General features: G+C 36.0%; 8 protein-coding genes, 1 rRNA gene and 1 pseudogene. 4 read left to right on the top strand and 6 right to left on the bottom strand.

Annotated features, from left to right (window positions below):
* The first annotated feature begins 1 nt into the window (after position 1).
* The 3 genes from ACFINM_RS06875 to ACFINM_RS06865 all read left to right on the top strand — a co-directional run bounded on the left by ACFINM_RS06875 (position 2) and on the right by ACFINM_RS06865 (position 4,480).
* Positions 2 to 220: an EexN family lipoprotein gene (locus ACFINM_RS06875; protein ID WP_375621545.1), complete on the top strand. Its 219-nt coding sequence runs from the start codon at positions 2 to 4 to the stop codon at positions 218 to 220.
* A gap of 3,480 nt (positions 221 to 3,700) precedes the next feature.
* Positions 3,701 to 3,904: a hypothetical protein gene (locus tag ACFINM_RS06870; protein WP_375640961.1), complete on the top strand. Its 204-nt coding sequence runs from the start codon at positions 3,701 to 3,703 to the stop codon at positions 3,902 to 3,904.
* Between the two features lie 171 nt (positions 3,905 to 4,075).
* Positions 4,076 to 4,480 (top strand): flagellar protein FlgN, encoded by a 405-nt coding sequence (locus ACFINM_RS06865; RefSeq protein ID WP_273790974.1) that lies wholly within the window; start codon positions 4,076 to 4,078, stop codon positions 4,478 to 4,480.
* Positions 4,481 to 4,888: 408 nt separating this feature from the next.
* Here ACFINM_RS06865 and rrf read toward each other — a convergent pair.
* The 6 genes from rrf to ACFINM_RS06835 form a co-directional block, all read right to left on the bottom strand.
* Positions 4,889 to 5,003, bottom strand: a 5S ribosomal RNA gene (gene rrf, locus ACFINM_RS06860).
* 285 nt (positions 5,004 to 5,288) lie between these two features.
* Positions 5,289 to 5,633: a hypothetical protein gene (locus tag ACFINM_RS06855; protein ID WP_375630160.1), complete on the bottom strand. Its 345-nt coding sequence runs from the start codon at positions 5,631 to 5,633 to the stop codon at positions 5,289 to 5,291.
* 725 nt (positions 5,634 to 6,358) lie between these two features.
* Positions 6,359 to 9,499 (bottom strand): autotransporter outer membrane beta-barrel domain-containing protein, encoded by a 3,141-nt coding sequence (locus ACFINM_RS06850; protein WP_375640960.1) that lies wholly within the window; start codon positions 9,497 to 9,499, stop codon positions 6,359 to 6,361.
* A gap of 135 nt (positions 9,500 to 9,634) precedes the next feature.
* On the bottom strand, positions 9,635 to 11,425 hold the full coding sequence (locus ACFINM_RS06845) for an autotransporter outer membrane beta-barrel domain-containing protein (RefSeq protein WP_375640959.1): 1,791 nt from the start codon (positions 11,423 to 11,425) through the stop codon (positions 9,635 to 9,637).
* Positions 11,426 to 11,565: 140 nt separating this feature from the next.
* The gene (locus ACFINM_RS06840) at positions 11,566 to 13,914 is read right to left on the bottom strand and encodes an autotransporter outer membrane beta-barrel domain-containing protein (protein ID WP_375640958.1); all 2,349 of its coding nucleotides are present in this window, start codon (positions 13,912 to 13,914) and stop codon (positions 11,566 to 11,568) included.
* 630 nt (positions 13,915 to 14,544) lie between these two features.
* Positions 14,545 to 17,067 (bottom strand): autotransporter outer membrane beta-barrel domain-containing protein, encoded by a 2,523-nt coding sequence (locus ACFINM_RS06835; protein ID WP_375640957.1) that lies wholly within the window; start codon positions 17,065 to 17,067, stop codon positions 14,545 to 14,547.
* A gap of 2,353 nt (positions 17,068 to 19,420) precedes the next feature.
* On the opposite strand from ACFINM_RS06835, the pseudogene ACFINM_RS06830 reads away from it, so the two are divergent.
* Positions 19,421 to 20,014, top strand: a pseudogene (locus ACFINM_RS06830) (integrase arm-type DNA-binding domain-containing protein); the annotation flags it as partial.
* Between the last annotated feature and the right edge of the window lie 219 nt (positions 20,015 to 20,233).

Raw genomic sequence — 20,233 nt, 5'->3', positions numbered from 1 at the left:
CATGAATAAAGTTATTATTACAGCATTGCTGCTTTGTACTGGACTTGTCGTTGCTGGTTGCGAAAAAAACTACAGCGTAGCGGAATTTAAGAAAGATAAAATATTACTTGAAGAGTGGGCAAAAAAATGTGAAAAGCTGGATCAATCTTCTATGGAGAAATCTAAAAATTGCCAACATGCCAGACAAGCATATATGGAACTTATGTTTGGCATTAATTAAAAACATACAGTTCAATAAATAAGGAATTGTTTAGTTCTTGATTCTATTGCGTTTTTAGGCTCTCTCTAACTTTTAGAGAGTCTTTTTATGGCTTCAAGAATTAGTTGTTTACGATCAGTACTCTTTGTGTAAACGTATGCTATACTGTCATTTGTTCAGCCCAAAAGTGCTTTCAATTGTAGATAGTATTGCCTCCCAATGAGTTGTTACGTGTTACTGCTAATTTTTTAATGTTTTGGTTATATGTATTTAAAATATGAGATTAAATCTATCTTTGGGGTGTTTTTTTGCCTTTATCACAAATAAATGTTTCATCACACTAAGATCGTCTTTAAGTGTTGCGGCTAATTTCGGAAAAATTAGGAGGAAACATTTGTTTGGAAATTACTTTCTCTGTTTTAATAAAGAGAAAAACATTCAGAATAGAATTATTATCGTTTCATACTCAAATGTTTTTCTCAAACTATTTTTAAAAAATTTCTTTTGATTTGAGAATATTATAACATTAGTTAAGTTGTGAGACAGTTTTGCTAGGACGGTTTTGCTGGATGTGTGAGGAATTGAGCGCTCTCCACATCTTTTCATTTTTCTCCTCTCTTTTCTGAGTTTACAAGGGTTTTCCTTGTTATTTTTTTATCTTAATTGTGTTGTGATATTATCATGTTGAGCGGTGGAGCGCATATAAAACTTTACGTATGAGGTGTTTTTTGTTCTCGAGTGTGTGATGAATGTTTTTCTGAATAACACTTTGATTTATAAAAATAATTTAATTATTTTATGTTGAATAAGGATCTCGAATAACGTAAGCTTCTCTTATTCCAAATCTGTTCTCGGTTGAATTAATTAAAACCATCTTCTTGCATGGTACAAGCGGGGAGAGCCGTGTGGATAAAAACTGTTGAAGAAAGACGTAAAAATGCCTCTTATGAATTATCTCAAGTGCTAAAGGTTTGTTGGCAACATTTGGGGCTGAAAAAGTGTGTGATGCTGCTGGTTTATTCTTTCATAAGGGTAAAGATGGTGTTCAATAGATTTATCATAAGCTTCATGAAATATTATTCTTTAGAGTTGTGATATGCCCTGAAGGGGGGAACTTACTCAATAAGGAGACAAATTATTTACAGATCGGATCTGATAGAAAATTTCGTTTTTTAAGCTGGGAGTGAAGTTGAGATTCAAGATAGCGTGAAAAGACGGACACTGATGGTTAAAAATGCATATAAAAAGCAGAGTTTATACTCAAATAGTTGCAAGCCATGTTTGAAATTAGGTGTGTGGTTTATCTGTAGAATTAAAATTCTGCTTTGCTCTTATGTGAAATTAAGATGCTCATTTGCACAGATTATAAAAAGCCAAGAGAGTATGCTTAGTATATTTCTATTACGAGAACTAAAATAACAACAAAAGTATTGATGGTGATAATCAAGGTTGAATAAAGCATAGCGGCTTTTACGAGATCAGCCATAAAAACCTCTTTCTGTTCTTTTTGAGGTGATTTTATGAATAACAATATGTTACAATCTGTAATATATGCTGATACAACATATTCGGCAAGCTTAAAATCGTTCCTTTTTTTATAAAAGCTTAAGGAGTTGGAGTATTGTGAATCCTAAAAAAGAAAGCTTTAAAAAGACTATTGATTGATTTTGTAAGTTTTGTGTTGCTGGAAACTTTTTTATCCTGTTATGCTATAAAGCACTGTCATTTATAACGGTAATATAAGACATATAAGTTTTCTTGGAACGTTTAAGTATTTTTTAGTGTACGATGAATATTCGTAGGTTTATTTGTTGAGCTTTTCGTTTAAGTGAATCAGATGAGGGGAAAGTTAGGAGAAGATCGTTTGACAAAAATTCGGACTGCGTACAGAGCCGATTGAGTTAAGATCTTAGTCCTTTAAGGTGAGCGGCGGAAGATAAAAATGTTTTCTGATCGTTTATCTCATAGCAAGATTGGTTAATGCTGCTCTAATGGGGCATGTTTTGCACAAAAGTAAAGAACGCTCCAAACGAAATATACTTATGTTGTATATTAGTATATTTGTATTGCATATTTATGTACTTGTTTTAAAGAAATATCTCTTAACGCACACGAAAGACATTTTACGATGACATTCGTAAATGTTATAACGGTAAATGTGAATAGTATAACAGTAAAGCTCTCGTGAAATAATATAAACTTTGAATAATATAAAAATCTATAAAATGCTATCATCTTTATACTTATGAAAGAGCAAGTCACAATCATCGTAGGCTTGCTTCCAATGTTTATTATAGTTCTTGGCATTTGCTAAGGTTCATGAGAAGTCTTTTTCTTTCAGCGTATTTTATCAACATATCAGAGCGTTGTTTGTGATGTGCAAGCAAGTGATTTTAATTTATTCAACATGGAATATATTTGAAATGTGATGATTATGAAAGAGAAGAGCTGCATTTAAAAGGTTGAAAACGAGAGAAAGATCGTAAACAAAAATTGTACCTTGATTATAAAATGATTGTTTCTCTGTTTTTATACCAGTAGCGCATGTAAAGTCGCGATATTAAGAGCAAACTGTGTTATGGAATGAAATAATCTGTAAGAAGATGCTGTGAAAATTCTGAAAATATCAATGGGGGGAGCGTTAAGCATTATGCATTGGATAATATTTTGATTTATAGATGATAATCTATCGTTATTCAACTTGAATTAGATCCCTTAATACTGGAAAATTTTTCATTCCAAATCTGTTTCGTGGTGAATTAACCAAAACAATGTCTTTTGCAGTTACAAGCAGGGAGCTCCCATGCGCAGAGAAATTGTACAAGAAAGGCCATGCTTTATGAACCGTCTCAAGTGCCAAGGGTATCAGAACATAGGGGGTTAGAAAAATATGTGATGGTGCTGGCTTGCTTCTTTTATTAAGCGTAAAGATGGAAAGTGCTCAATGGATTTTATACATGTCATGGAAGATTTATCATTATACCATTGATGGGCCGCGGTGCGAAATAGGCTTGGGTGTACTTAAGAGATATTTCTTTAAAACAAGCGCGTGAATATGCGATTGAAGACGTATCGAACTGATTGGCTAAGAAACTCTTGAAAAGGTTCAAAAAATCTTATATAGTCATTCATTGCAAAGAAAAGCGAATGATAATTTAAAAAAGGAAGATTGATGGCTGTTTAGCTATTTGAAGGTGTCTTTTTTTATATTGCTGTATGGCTGATCTGTTCAAAAGAACATTCTTTTTGTGTTTTATGCGAAATACTGCATGTGTGCAGAAAGAGCATGGGAGAGGGGGTGTCCTTTTGATTGGGTGCAAACTGATCTTGTCGGGCGCCATCTTATGGGGTGCTGGAAGGTATACAAGTTTAAGTGCAGAGAGAGCCATAAGGTTATGGAGGGTAAAGTGCTTCTATCAGTAAAATGCTGAAATTTTTAATGGGCTTACGTCTTTATATGCTGCAAGATAGGCTGCGGTTTTTTGTCGGCAGATATTTTTTGTGGCTGAAGTTGTCGTGAAAGCATTGTTATTTTCTGTTGAAGATGAGCTCGTGATAAAATCGGCAAAGATAAAATCGGCAAGGCGAAATAGACAGAGCAAATATGGAAATTTCGATATTGCTGTAAGGTTTAAGTCTATAGCGTTTTTATGGATTAGTATAGCCGCAATGATGGTTTTGGAGCAAAGCAAGAAAAATATTTGAGAGAACGCGTTGAAAGTTGAAGTGGTATACGCTTTGAAGGATTGTCGTGCTGTTGTTTGAGCAATGTTTGCACCACGAGCTTGGTTGAGTGTATCAGCATTGAAGAGAACCTGTTTAGTCTCCCTCATTTGTAAAGTAAGATTGAACAATAGTGTTGAAGGGGAAGTAAAAATGTCTGTAGTGCAATATGGTGATGATAGTTTTGCGGCAAAAGCAAAAGTTCTTGATAACAACCTTATTGATCGTGATTGGGCGATGACAAAATTTGTTGCTGCTGTTAAAGGATTAGCTCAAGTTGTTGATTATGAAAGCAATATGCTAGAGAGCAGTGGTGTTCCAGATTACGAAGAAATAAATTTGCGTAAAATACGTGGTTTGCGTGATCTTAATAAATCCATGAGTGATGTGAAGCGCTATATGAATCAAGATATTGAGCATGAGGTTGAAAGTTTGTTGTCTGATTTACAAGAAAAATTACAGCGTAATAGTGAATTACTTCAAACACATTTAAATGCAGTTAATGATCTTTCTAGAGCTATACAGCTATCTGGACGTGCAAAAGAAATAGAGGAATAAATTCAAATCTGATTAATACGGGCTGTTCTAAGTCATGACAATGATTAGGTAGGGCAGTTGATTTGGATAAATAGTGCGTTTAGTGAGTAGACTTGTTTTAAGCGCATTTTGGTATTTAAATTATTATCCTGATGTACTGTAAAACGCTGTTCTTAAAACAATGTCTTTTAAGGTGTCGTGATGTGAACCGCATGCGGTGAGAAGCTGGCTAGAAGAGAATTCAGAGAAGGCGGATTATTTACAGAGAATTGTTTGCAGACTGAGTTAATAGGGAGCTTCATTTTTTAGTTTAGGGAGAGGCGCGATCAAGAGAATATTTAGACCAGCCTGTGATGCCTTAAAAACAGCTTCCTTGGGGGTGTGGTAATGTAAGGTTTATACATTGAGTCTTTTGCTTGCATTTAGCAGATCTGGCGGCGACTTACTCTTCCGTGCCTTAAGGCAAAGTACTATCAGCGCTGGAGTGTTTCACGGCCGAGTTCGGGATGGGATCTGGTGCGTTCACTCCGCCATAACCACCAAGTCAGCAAAAAGCATGAATGATGAAGAGTATGTGATGAATATTGCCTATAAGCTTCATGGAATATTGTCCTTTAAAGTGTGGTGATATGACGCGGTTCGTTGTTTAAATCTATAGGCTTGAGATAAAAATTAAAGCGGTTTATTATTTCCTTCTGCTGTTTTTAGTTTTTGTATGTCAGATTGGAGAGAGCATCCAGATCTGAGTGGATATAGTGCGTATATCTTTGTTGGCGTAATATTTGAAATGGGGAGGCAATCTCATTGGGAAAGAATAAAGAGGTAGAAATCAGCTTCCCTCTGTTCCGCCGTTCTTTAATTTAGCTTTATGTCTTTCAAAAGTATCTAAAGCACTATCTGTTAAATAATGAAGATTCCGCATTGTTTCACGCTTTTTTTTATTGTGTTTTTTACTGCGGGCATGTCCTTCATGCACGACAAAATACTCAAAATAGAATGGATTTGTTATTCCTAATTCACGGCCTTGTTTTAAAGAGATATCTAAGCTCTCAAGTCTATTTCGTGATGGTGTTTGTGGGGCGGCGCAACGACATCTTTGATGCAACGGTGCTTGTGAATGGTATAATAAGAAAGTTCCCGTGGAAATAATATAAAATCTATAGGGCGCGACCATCTTTATGCTTAATAAAAGAGCAAGTTGATATTGTTATATTTTTCAACACTGTCATATTCTTTGTTTGATCCCAATGTTGCTACAGCCCTTGGCACTTGAGATAGTTCATTAGAGGCATTTTTAATCCTTTCTTAATAGTTTTTTATCCCTATGGCTCTTCTCCCTTGTCACTTGTAAGAGATATGGTTTTTGTTGATTCAACATGGAACAGGTCTAAAATGAAAGAATCTGACGATATTCTGGATTCTCATTTAACATGGAAAACAATTAATTGTCTTTATAAATCAATATCTTGTCTTATAATGGAGCTGCTGTAGCATTGAGATTTTAGAGGAAAAACATGCCTTTAAGAATTTATACCAGATACTAAGTCTTTATAGCAGGTATATAAAATGCACATCATCTAAAATAAATAAGAGTGTCCACAGCGAAGAAGGGGCTGACTTTTTTAAATCGGCATGAATGCTTATTCTGTTGTGCTGTAAAAACATCATCGCTTGAGGTGTGGTGATAATATAAGACATAAAATTTTATGCATGGGGTATTTTGATGAGAGAATGTTATGGTGTTTAGTTTTTTATTCAATATGCAAAAGAAATATTATAAGTCAAAATCTTCTTTGATGTGATAATGATTTTTGAGAATTTAAAAAAATATATAAATTTAAATAAAAAAGGCAGCACTTTGTGCTGCCTTTTTTATTTAAGTTAAAATTAACTTCTGCTTTAGAAACGATAACGTATCCCGCCAGACAAATTGGTGCCAGATACACCGGCTTTTTGCAGTTTTTGCCGATAGCTGATATCGGCGTTTAGTACGATATTTTGAGAAAGATATGCATTCACCCCCATGCCTCCCTCAACTGAAGAGCCGGTAGGATCAACATGAAAGGTATCAGCAATTTTTATTGTTTTACCATCGCCAAAAGTTCTGATAACATTCATTTTACCATAGAAGGAAACAGCCTTGTTTTCTTCAACAGCCATTATCGTTTTTGTTAAACGTCCACCAAAACGGATCAACCATTGATGTGGATTGCCCATGTCTACTTTTAAGCCATTGGTATCTGAGAAAATATCAAACATGAGATTTTGATAAATGAATTGAGCTTGTGGTTCAAAGACAAGCCCTTTTGTATCGGTTGCTAATTTCTGACCAATGGTTGCAGATATATTAAGCATCTCGGTACCATCCAATTTTGCGGCATTCCCAACAAGAGCTGTGGTAATATTTCCTTTTAAGGTTCCGTAAGAAAGAAGAGCGTTGACATATATACCATTGCTATGCTGGATGCCGCTATAAGCGGTAAGTGACCATTTATCAAGCGTTGTCTTTTCAGAATCTTGCATCTCTTTTGGCGTAAAGGCAAGCTTTCCGTACGTTCCTAAAAGACCAAAATATGCGCTTATGTCTTTGCTTTCTAAGGCGGCTAATATGCCCCCTAATTGTAAGGCAGTATAGTTTACATCAGCACCATAACCATAGTGCAGTGGATCGCGGTTGGAAGATAGGGTGACCTTCTCGCCGTAGGAAGAGAAAAAGATACCATTCTTTATATTGTCTTTTGCCCCAAATACTGTTGTTCGCATATTGTCTAACAACGTGTTTTGATTGTTTACATCAGTAAATCCAGCAGAAAATAAAGTATTAGATATGGTTAAATAGTTTGCTACCTGTGGTAAAAGGGCTCGAACTTTTTTGTCTTTATCAATGTAGGCATTCTGTAAGCGGAAATCCCAGAAATCACTATTCTTCTTGCCAAAAAGATTTTGGCTCTCATGAGATGTTCCAGGCTTATAGCCTGTGAGTATATATTTATAAGGTTGTTTCCCTATTGTCATATAGTTTCCTGCTAACGTGAAGGAATTTTCGTTTGCTTGTCCGGAAACTTGAATGATTGAAATCCCATGTGTCCCTAAAGGAAGTGAAGCCATCGTCTCTTCCCAAACAGCAGAGCTATCGGTTTGGAGATTGATGTGAACAACAGTACTTCCTGAGACATCACCATTAATCACAATGCGATCAGTTTGTTGTTCCGTGATAGGAGAATGTTTATCCCATTGAGTGTTTACATAAATCTCTGCAAGACCCGCTGTACTATAAATCGCTGCTGTGTGAGTTGTTTCGTCTTCTTGCGAAAGATTAGGTCCTATAAACAGAGTTTGATAATGTCCCTCAATGGGCTTGTCAAACATAATGGCACTGTTTGTAAGGTGCAATTCAGAAAGATTAGAGTATGATTTTTCATCAACACCAAACTGTCTATAGTCATTTAAAATATTATCATTATTTGTGGCATTTTTATTAGCCTTTACAAGCCATTTAGTCCTCTCTTTTAGATCAAAAACTGTTCTATTATCTTTAGAAGTTCTTACCCGACCTTCTAAAGAAGAGTGGTCTGCAACTAATGTAATGGTGTTTGTGGAGGCACTTTCGTTCTTGATATTTTTTAATAAAATATCGGCATGAACTTCTGAATTTTTAAGGTTGACTTCCCCGTTTACGCCTGTTCCATAAAGGTTGATACCGCTACCATGTTCAACGAAAAGCTTTGTATTCTCTAGGGTTACTTTATCAGCAATATTGGCTACATCTTGTTCTTGAACGGCATTGGTGTTCCTTTCAGCATTGCGTGTATATCGTTTTCTAGGGGTATTATACGGATTGTTGCGGAAAATAATACCGTCTGCTTCATAATTTCCCGTGACATGGACGCTTGAATCCTTAAGTTTGATTGTGCCCTCCATGTTTACCAAACCAGCTGTTTCTGCTGTTACAGTAATGCCTGTAGCATCAATTTCTCCAGCATCTGATACGCTTAGTGCAACAAAACGCGCATCAACTGTTCCCCCTATCATGTTGACTTTTGAATTATTTCCCTCTGCATGTACAGCAAAACCATTGTCTTGAATTTTTTTGTTATGTAGCGTTATGGTCTTACCGTTTTTAGCTTCAACTCCAGCGCTTATATCCTCAATTTGTGTAGACTTTTCAGGTTGTTTTATTGGTGATATTGGTTTTTCAATCTCTGATTTTTCAGATATTTTTTGTGCAGATGAAGATTGCACTGGCGCTGGTTTTGCAGATTTTGGTGGTACCAGTAATGTTGTTTTTTCAGTTTCTACTCTTAAAGATATTGGCTGTGCGAGTTCTGGTTCATTAGATGTTGGTATTTGCTCTGTTGTTGGTTTTGTAGGTTCCGTTCTTGTAAGTTCAGACTTTGTAAGTGCTGGTTGTAAATTCGGTGAAGGTTGTGTAGGTTCTGGCTGTGAAGACACAGCAGAATTCGATAGTGTTTTTTCGCTGGAAGAGTCTGCAGAAGAGGAGGGCGCCCCTGAACGTCTTCTAGATTTTGCTTCCATTCCTGTTGTTGAAGATTGTATAATAGGAGTGTTTTGTGTTGTAGGGTTAGATTGTACACCTTCTGTAACTTTAGTCTTTGGTGTTTGTGTACTTCCTTGACTAAGATCAGAGTTTTGTTTTGAAGAAGAAATTATATTTCCAGCTGAATTTCCTTCAAGTTGTGTTTTGGGAGGTAGAGTGCTTGTAGAAGTAGGCGTTGTAAGTTTACTTCCTGTAGAAATAGGGCTTACGCTCGTTCTTGTGGAGCTAGGTGCTGTAGGGGGAAGGAGGCCATTAGGGGTTGAAGATGGATATGATGGCATAATTCGCCCGATTCCATCATATAGATCTTTATACGGATCAAAAACTCCGGATAGATTTATTTGTGACTTGACACGAGCAGGTTGTAGAGAAGAAGAATCTATCGTTGTTGATGGATTTGTACTATGAATAGCATAAGACATACTGGTGGAAGAACAAAACAGAACTCCGGAAACTGTGTATAGTAAGAAGCTTTTTTTCATATGGATGTATTCCTAAAATATTTCCCCCTCTCTCATAAAAAGTAAAACTTTGACCTCATTATGTCTCTTTTGTAAGAGACAAAACGAAACATAATGAGATCTCTTCATATTTCAAGATAAGGAATACAAGTATTTTTAAAAGTGATAGCGCATTCCAGCGGAAATATTTATTGCAGAGATGCCAGCTTTTTTGAATTTATGTTGATAGCTGAGATCACTATGAAGCTGAATATTTTGTGATAAGTGTGTGTGAATACCAAAACCACCTTCGATTAAAGATCCCATAGCTGCAAGCTGAAAATTTTTACTAAAAGTTTTGATCATGTTCAGTTTGCCGTAGAAAGAAACAGCATGTCCTTTGTTTTGCGTTAAACGTCCGCCAATACGGAGCAGCCATTGATAAGGATTACTTATGTCTATTTTAGAGTTATCGTCATCTGAGAAAGAGCTCCTATCTGATAAAGAACCAAGCATGAGACGTTGATAAACAAGTTGTGCTTGCGGTTCTAGGATTACACCTTCCAAACTGGTTGACAGTTTTTGACCAACAGTTGCAGCGGCTCCTAATGTTTTACTATTCTTCACTTTTGAGGTATGTTTGATGAGAGCTGTAGCGTGATTTTCTTTGAAAACTCCATAAGAGAGAAATGCACTTGCATAGATGCCACTGTCATGCTGAATATTTCCATATGCGGTGAGTGACCATTTATCAAACATATTTTTTTGAAAGCTCTCCTTGTTTTTAGGAGTAAAAGATAATTTCCCATATGTTCCGAAAAGACCAAAGTTGCTGCTGATATTTTGATCTTTTAGCGCTATTAGTGTTGCTCCTGCTTGCAATGCAGCATAGTGAATATCTGCTTGAACACCATCTTGTTCTGCTTGAACCTTAGAAGAAAAGGTGCTTTTATTGCCATAAGAGGATAAGAAAACGCCTCTCTCTGGATGATCTTTGGGTTCAAACATTGTTATTTGCATATTGTCTAACAAGATATTTTGATTGTTGACATCACTAAACCCAACAGCAAACATCGCAATAGGCATGGTTAAAGAGCTTTCTCCTTGTGGTGTAAGAGTTGTACTTTTTTCTGTTCCATCAAGAGAAGTAGAAGCTGCGGTTGCTTTATCATCATCTGTAAGTTTAGAGGTGCTCTCTGTCGCAGCGCTAGCAGTATTCTCAACCTTTGGGAGCAAATTCATATGCGCTTTTGCTGATGTATTAAGAGTTGTTTTTGATTCCGAGGAAGTGGTGTTTGTTTGGGGATCAATATCAGATTGCGAATTTTCATTTATTTTAGGCTGTCTCATTCCATGATCTGTTCTTGTGAATGAATTGTCCTTGTGTTGGGCAACAACATGAGCGGGTGGTAATTTATCACTAGCGCGTCTTTGTTTTGTACTGGAGTCAATAAGAGGTTGTTTATTCTTTTCAGATGCAGGAGGGGATGTTTTTTCTTTTCTCTCCACGTTGGTTATTCCATTATTGTTCAAAGTCTCTAATACTGCTTTGCGTAAAGTATTGGAAAGTTCCTTGTTTTGTCCTTGTAAAGCACTATCCACTTGTGCTGCTTTATGTAATATTTCTGCTTTATTTTGCAGTTCAGACCAATTACGATTGTCTTGGCTCACCCATTCTTGGCGTGCAGCATTAACACGCTGTTGGTTATCGGCATCAAGTGCTTGGTTGAAGTGCGAATGATCTTCCATCATGGCGCCAGAGGCTATCTTTTCAAGATTTTTTTCTGCTTGTGTTGGTGTGTTTATTAAATCAATAGCACGGTGATATTGTTCAGGTAATTTCATAATCCCTTCAATGGCATGGCGTTCCTGGGGGCTTAGAGCAGAGGCGGTGCTGGTAGATGTGAAGTTAAAAGAAGAAAAAAATAAAGCACAAGCGGCTGTACATAACAAAAGATTCTTATGCATAAAGATGTTCCTTAAGATATTTTCTTTGTTTTGCTAAAAATGAACCACTTTTTGACACATTACGGTTTTTTGTAATGTAGTTAAGCAGCACTGTTTTCATCTCAGCGCTGCTTATGCGTCAAAATAGAGAGCTAAGATTTCTAAAAGCGATAACGCATTCCTCCGGAAAAATTAATTCCAGAGAACCCAGCTTTTTGAAGTTTATGTTGGTAATTAACGTCAGCATGAAGTGCGATATTTTTAGAAAGCTGCGCGTTAATGCCAAGCCCACCTTCAAGGGAAGAACCCATAGAATCGAGATGGAAAGATTCCATAACATGGATAGCACGCTTCTCACCAAAAGCTTTGATGACATTCAATTTACCATAAAAAGAAAGAACACGATCTTTTTCAATAGGAAGTATTGTTTTTGTTAAACGCCCTCCAATACGGACCAACCATTGATGAGGGGTCTTTATATTAACTTGGAAGCCATCAATATCTGAAAGAGTGCCAAAGGCAATATGTTGATAAATAAGTTGTGCTTGTGGTTCAAAGGACACCCCTTCAACACCAGTTGCTAGTTTTTGTCCAACGGTAGCTGATATATTTAATGTATCCGTATTGTTTAATTCTGTGGTGTTGCCGATAAGGGCTGTTGTAATATGTCCGTTTAAAATGCCGTAGGAGAAAAGTGCATTAATATAGAGACCATTGTCATGGTGGAGATTCCCATATGCCGTAAAGGACCATTTATCTAGTATGCTTTTGTCAGAACCTTCCATATCCTTTGGCGTAAAAGCGAGCTTTCCATATGTGCCTAAAAGACCAAGATTCGCGGTTATATTTTGATTTTCTAACGTTGTTAATGTCATGCCTGTTTGTATAGCAGCATAGTGAACATTAGCACCATAACCATATTCCAATGGACTACGGCTGGAAGATAACGTCATCTTGTTGCCATAAGTCGATAAAAATATCCCTTTTTGTTTATGACCTTCTAATCCAAAAACTGTTGAGTGCATATTATCTAACAGTGTATTTTGATTGTTTATATCAGCCAAGCCAGAGGAGAATACTGCATTATGCATAACCAAATAGCTTGCCATTTGAGGAACAAGAGCTTTGATTTTTCCTTCATCATCAAGAGTCGCATTTTGTAGACGGAAATCCCAAAACTCTTCACTTTCTTGCAAGAGACTTTGCTGTTTGTCAGCTCTCCCACGGTTGGATGTTGGTCCATAGCCATTTAATACATATTTATAGGGCAATCCATCCATTGTAGTGTAGCCATTTGCCAGCATGAAGGCGGCTTCCTCTGCTTTTCCAGACACCTGAACAAGTGAGAGACCACGCGCATTCAAAGGAATTGAAACTTCATCATCATCGAATGGTTCTGCACGCTTTGAAAGATTGTTGAAATAGATCGTTGTGGTGCCTGAGACATTACCATGAACGAGAACACGGTCAGTTTTTTGTTGTTCTTTTATAAGACCATTACTCCATTCGGTATTAAAGTAAATCCTTGCGTTGCCCAATGCATTGTAAACCGTTGTTGCATCGAAGCTTCTGTTTTGCTCTGCTTTTGCAGCTTCAGCTGTTGGCTGTTTTCCCACATGCAAGGTTTGATACTGATTGTCTGCTAGTTTATGCGGCGCATTAAATATAATAGAGCTATTATTAAGGTTCAATACTGAGACAATAGACTGTGCACGTTGTTTAATATCAGTGAGCAAGTATCCTTTAGAGCTGTCAAATTCTTTGTCTACTTCAAATTGACTAATCTTTAGGGACCACTTGCTGTTATTGTTGAGAGTAAAAATCGTTGTATTTTGAGGTAAAGTCTTTGCTCGTCCTTCTATAATCGAATTGTCAGCGCTTAATATAAAAGTGCGAGGATCGATATCTTTTGAGTTTTCTGGGATTTTATTTTTTAATAATATATCAGAACGAATTTCTGAACTTTTAAGTTCTACCTCAGCAACAGATTTTGCATAATCTGGTCCTAGAATACCAATACCATTTTCAACAAGAAGTTTTGTGTTGGTAAGAATTGCTTTATTGATAACTTTTTCGCCCTCTTTTACTTGGGAACTTGGGATGTAATCAAAAAGGATACCACGACTTTTGTGATGTCCGGAAACATTTATGATTGAATCTTCAATATGGATGATGCCGTTTGAAATTTCTAAACCACGAGAATTTGATTTTCCTACAGTTTTTTTAGCATGAATACGTCCACCTGTTGTTGCGGTAAATAAATTTGAGTCTGAACGCATTGTTGAATTTGTAATGGTGATAAAGGCTTTGTCATCAGCAACCACTGTTGTATATGCGCTGCGGATAAAAACGTTATTAAAGGTTTTTTCTTCTCCTGCTTTATCCGCACGAGCCATAACCATTGTAGGAGCTGATGTATTTGCATAAGTTGAACCGAAATGAGAAAAAATCAAAGTTCCAGCAATTGTACATAACAAAAAATTTTTCTTATAAATATATTTCTTACACATAGATATGCCTTTAGTATTTGGTATGCTTTGATGCTTACTTCATTCCCCTGATGGCGCAAGTACCCAGACAGTTTCTATATCATTATGTTTTTATTGTAAACAACAAAACGAAATATTGCGTTTTGTTCTTTATCGTTTAAAAAATGATTTTAGAAGAGTTTTTAAAATAGAAATTGCAGTGAGCAACTATGAATTGCAGAAAAGCTAGATTGATCAGTATTCCGTTTAAAAGTGTTAAGAAACAAAATATTTTGCAAGGATGTTTGTTGCTTAAGGCTGTTGTTATGAAAACTCTACAAAGTTTTTGGAGAAGCTGTTGTTGTGCGCTTACAAAAAGCTTTTAATTGATTTTCTTACACAGAGAATTATTTATTACGTGTTTTAAAATACAAAAATTTTATTAAAAGCATTTGATTTTTATAAATCAAAAAGGCAGCTCTCTTGAGAATTCAGTATTCATTTAGAGATAACAGATTTTGTTACATTTGGTTTGAGTGAGATTAATTGGCTCAAGAAAGGTGGTAGAAAGAATAGTTGTTAACGGTTCTTTCCGATAGATTGTAAAAAGGCAGTACATTTGCACTGCCTTTTATTAAAATGAATAGAATATAAATTGTTTTTTGCGTTTTCTTAAAACTGATAGCGTATTCCGCCTGAAAAGCTTGCTCCGGATATACCAGTTTTTTGAAGCTTATATTGATAGTTAACATCAGCATAAAGTGCGATATTTTGTGATAATTGTGCATTTACACCAAGTCCACCTTCAACAGACGCTCCTATAGAATCAAGGTGGAATGGTTCACCAATCTGTATCGTACCATTGTTAGAAAAAGCTTTAACAACGTTTAGTTTACCATAGAAAGAAAGAATACCGCCGTTTTCAATAGAAGGCTTCGTTTGCGTTAAGCGTCCACCGACACGCACTAAGTATTGATAAGGATTTCCCATATCCACATCAAAGCCATCGACATCTGAGAGTGTGCCAAGCATGAGGCGTTGATAAACAAGTTGTGCTTGTGGTTCAAAGACCAATCCTTTCCTACTGGTTTCGAACTTTTGTCCAATGGTTGCTGATGCACTGAATGTATCAGCATTTTTCAACTCTGCAGTCTTTCCTATGAGAGCTGTGGTGATATCTCCCTTGAGCATTCCATAGGAGAAGAGTGCATGGATGTATATCCCATTATTATGGCGCAGCCCACTATATGCAGTAATTGACCATTTATTGAGTGTACTCTTGTCAGCACCTTCCATGTCTTTAGGGGTGAAAGCTAATTTCCCATATGTTCCTAAAAGACCAAAATTAGTGGTCATGTTTTGGTCTTCTAGAGTTGCTAATGTAATGCCTGCCTGTAAAGCTGCATAGTGAATATCGGCACCATAGCCATATTGTAATGGCGTACGGTGAGAGGATAATGTCATCTTATTTCCATAAGTCGAGAAGAAGACTCCTTTGTTTTTATGATCTTTTGTCTCAAAGGTGTTTTCCTGCATCGAGTTGAGTAAAGTGTTTTGATTGTTTATATCAGCCAGTCCAGCTGAGAATAGTGCGTTAGGCATGGACAAATAGCTTGCCACTTGAGGAACGAGAGCTCTGATCTTTCCTTCATTATCGAGAGTCGCATTTTGCAAGCGAAAATCCCAGAAATTCTGATTTTTTTCCAAGATGTTTTGTGCGTTGTTTGCTTGTCCAAGGGATGATGAACCGGTATTTTGCGCTTCTTTCTCTTTTGGTGAAACACCTTCAATCATTGTTCCTGATGCTGATATCGTGTAGATTGTGTAGTCTTTGAGGGTATTTTCTTTTGATTCTTGTGATATTCCGCTAAAATGACTTTGTGTGCTATCGGCTGTCCCATTGCTGGATGTTGGACCATAGGCTTTGAGTATATATTTATAGGGCAATCCCCCCATTGTGGTGTAGCCGTGTGCAAGTTTGAAGGAACCTTCATTTGCATTTCCAGAAACTTGAATGAGTGAAAGACCACGCATATTTGAGGAAACAGAATCTTCAGCTTTTAATATCTCACCTTTCGCAAGGTTCTTGATATGGACTGTTGTGCTGCCTGATACATCACCATGTATAAGGAGGCGGTCAGCTTTTTGCTGTTCTTTTACTAGACCATCACTCCATTCAATATTAAAATAAATTTTTGCATCGCCTGTGGCATTGTAAACTGTATTATAAGTGCTTTCTATATCGGGGATTGTACTTCCCTCAGGTCTACGAACCTCAGCTGTTCGCCCTACATACAAGGTATGATAATGATCTTTTTCCCGCCCTTGTGGTGTCTTAAATATGATAGAACTATTATTAAGATTCAGTACTGAAACGGTAGAAAGGGCTCGTTGTTTAATATCACTGAGCTCATAGTTAAACACATTAAAGTCAGTATCGACTTCCTCTTGAGAGGTCTTTAAGTACCATTTGCTCTTGTTATTCAGAGTCAAAACCGTTGTATTGACTTTTAAAGTTCTTGCTCGTCCCTCTATTGTTGAATTATCAGCGGTTAATGCTAAAGTTACAGGAAGAGTATCGTTGTCATAATATTTACGTTTCGTTTTATTTCTCAATAATACGTCAGATCGAATTTCTGAGTCTTTAAGTTGAACTTCAGCAACGGCTCTTGAGCAGTAGGGACCAAGAATACCGGTACCGTTTTTCACAAGAAGTTTTGTATTGCTAAGAACAACCTTATTGACAACTTTTTCTCCACTTTTCAGTGAAGAATCTTTTGTTTCATAAAAAACGATACCACCGGCACCTCCTCGTTGGACGGTTATGGTTGAATCTTCAACGTTGATTATACCATTCTTTGTTTCTAAACCTTTGTACACTGTATTTGCTTTAATTTCTTTAGCATGAATGCGTCCACCTGCTGATACAGAAAGTGCAGACATTTCCGTGTGTATTGTTGATTTTACAATTGTGATAGCTGCTTTATCATGCGCTAATATTCCAGGTCCTTTATCGCGGACAAGAACATTATTTAAAGTCTTTTCTTCTCCCTTATTTAATTCAATCTTTCCCAAAATTCCAGGAGTTTCAGGAGCTGATGTATTTGCATAAGTTGAACCGAAATGAGAAAAAATCAAAGTTCCAGCAATTGTACATAACAAAAAATTTTTCTTATAAATATATTTCTTACACATAGATATGCCTTTAGTATTTGGTATGCTTTGATGCTTACTTCATTCCCCTGATGGCGCAAGTACCCAGACAGTTTCTATATCATTATGTTTTTATTGTAAATAACAAAACGAATTATATTGATGGTGTTCTCTATGATTTGAAGTTTTGCTTCAGAAAAACTTTTTTCATGATCATAAAAAGTCGAGAAAAGTGGATTTCATAAAACCTAGCTTGGTTAAGCTTATGCTAAAAGCACTATGAAGTATGATATTTAAAAATTGTCTATTAAAGATAATCGCTATAAAAGCTCTATAGCGTTGAGATGTATTATTTGATGCATTCACCAAAACGATCAGCAAATTTTTTCTGCTATAAGAAGAAGAGATGAGGGGGCTATTCACAGGTTTTCTTTAAAGATAAGGGTACCAAAGTCCATTTTTCTAAGGAAGCACAGCCCATTTCGCGACGGTGTTCATGAATGCTATAACGCTAAAGCCATAGAATCCCATCATATTTACGCTTACGAAGGAGCAAGCCGATACCTTTACGCTTAATAAAAGAGCAAGCCCGTCACACATTTTGCTAGCCCAATATTTGTGATAAGCCCTTGGCACTTGAGACAGTTCATGAGAGGAATTCTCAGGCTTTTCTTATATAACTTTTCTCCACACGCCAGCCCTGCTTGTAATGTGTAAGTGAATGATTTTGATTAGTTCAACATGGAACAGATTTTAAATGAGAGAAATTTACGATATTCAAGATTTTAATTCAATAAGAATAACGCTAAATTATCATTATAAATCAATATTTTGAATATTTCATTTAAAACATCTTTTATTGATACAAAAAGAACTTTATTGAGTTATTTCATTTTATAAATGAAAAAACTAGCTTTCTTGAGCGTTTTGTATGTGAAAGATAAAGCGCTTGTTGTTAGATTTTCTTTTCATGCATTAATTTTCTCAAAACTGTTTGTTTAGAAGAACCAGCAATGGAAGTGTAAAGAAATCTTTATAGATAGCGACAACACATCGTAAAGAAAGAAATTATTTTATTGCTATAATAGATTGTAAATAACAAAAAAATACAGTCCGTTTTTTTGTTAATAGTAAACGGATTAATATGCTTATTTTTTATAATTTTATATTAAAATTGGTAGCGTATTCTATCAGAAAAACTTGTCTCGGCTACACGTCTTTTAAAAAATTTTTGATAGTTTACATCAATATAGAGAGTTAAATTGTGAGATAATTGTGTATTGTGCTAAACGCACCTTTAACGGCAGAATCTATCGGATTAAGGTGAAAATGAATACCAATCTGTTTAGTATCATTAATATCAAAGTTTTTTAAGGAAGTTCACTTTCTCATACAAGGATGGGGTACGGTCTTCTACGGTCCTAACAATAGTTTTTGTTAGATACCTACTTATCCGGACTAACTGGGGAGGCTGTCTGATTTAATTTTAAGATTATCAATATGTTAAAAGTCGTTAAAAATCAAATCATTAGCATACAAATCATGTTTGTGGTTCAAACGGTTAGTTCTCTGACTATTTTTTGCAAATTTTTGACAAATGATTGTTGAGGCAATTAACATTTTTACAGCATAACTTTAATAGTATTTTTATAGAAGTTTTAGAGATATTTGCTGTCCAGATATCATAAGGGAAGAGTGTAGCCATATGAAAACACTGTTATGCTCTTATATTATAAGCTATGATTGATTATTTATCCGATATGTTTTTTTTCATTTTCTATATCCTTTGGAATGAATGAGAGTGGCTGTAGGTTTCCTATCTGTTTTAAATGTGCAGTGGTTAACTTTTCATTTTTCTAATATCATCTTTGCTTGGATAGCTCCATGGTGCATATTAGCACCATATCTACCTTCAAAGAGGAGCATAATTGAACGGTAAAGTTGTTGTACTTCCATAAGTGAAAAAGCAAGAAATCTTCTATTTTTTAAGATTTATTCTTAATGCTATTATCTTTATATTATCTAAAAATACACTTTGCTTAGCTTTATGGGCAAATTCGATGATGAATAGCTGCGCAATCCGTGTGAAGAGGAGGAAAAGTGTATTTAAGTAGAAAAGAAAACACTTCAGGAAAAAATCGATTTCATGTACGAAAAGGCAGCATACTTTGTGACATATTCTAGATAAAAATACCTTATCTTTTATCTTGATAAAATGGTATAATATGCTGATTTATAATGATAATTTAGCGTTGATTTCATTGAGTTAGAGTTCTGAATAACGTAAGATTCTCTCATTTGAAACCTGTTTGTCTTAAATCAAGAAAAACCATTCTCTTGCACACCACAAGCGGGGCTGGCGTGTGGGTAAAAAATGTATAAGAAAGGACTAAAAATGGCTCTTATGAATCGTCTCAAGAGCCAAGGGCTTTAGCAACACCCACGAGCTGGAAAATATAATGATGGTGCCGGCTTGCTCCTTCACAAACGTAAAGATGGGGGTGCTCAATGGCTTTATCGTTATACCATTCATGGGCGCTGTCGCTAAATGGACTTGGGTGCTTTGAGAGATGTCTCTTTAAAACAAGCTCGTGAATTGGCACCCCTCCCAATAGCACTCTGTTCTTCGTGATGGTCATGATCCCATTAAAGAACGTGAGAAACGAAAACGTGAGGCAATGCGTAATTTCCATTATTTAAAAGACATTGCCTTAGATGCTTTTGAAAGTTGTAAAGCTGAATTAAAAAATGATGGTAAAGATGGAAACTGTTTTCACCTTTAAAACTCCATATTCTCCCTAAATTAGGCTGTTTGCCTATTTCAGAGATTACACAAACAGAAATAGGCAATACCCTCGCTCCCATCTGTCATACAAAAGCTGGAGCTGCTAATACAGCACTGATGCGTCTCAAACTTTGTTTTAAACAGCTGCGGCGTTGGGCGTGGATGTTGATTTTACAGGCAGTAGAAAAAGCAAGGGCTCTCTTAAGGAGGGATAGTGTAGTGTTATTAGAACTTATAAAGCGAAAAGGCAGCATATTGTTGCTGCCTTTTTTGTTGATGCATAGAAAAGAAATACGCTGTTTTGACAGTTTTGTTTTAAAACTGATAGCGTATGCCACCTGAAAAACTTGCACCACTTATACCAGTTTTCTGAAGCTTTTGTTGATAACTTACATCACCATGAAGGGAGAAATTGTGAGACAG

The sequence above is a fragment of the Bartonella sp. AA168HLJHH genome, from assembly GCF_042197365.1.
Classification (GTDB): domain Bacteria; phylum Pseudomonadota; class Alphaproteobacteria; order Rhizobiales; family Rhizobiaceae; genus Bartonella.
Note: the sequence above shows the minus strand (reverse complement) of the source record. Positions and strands in the feature narration are given on the sequence as shown.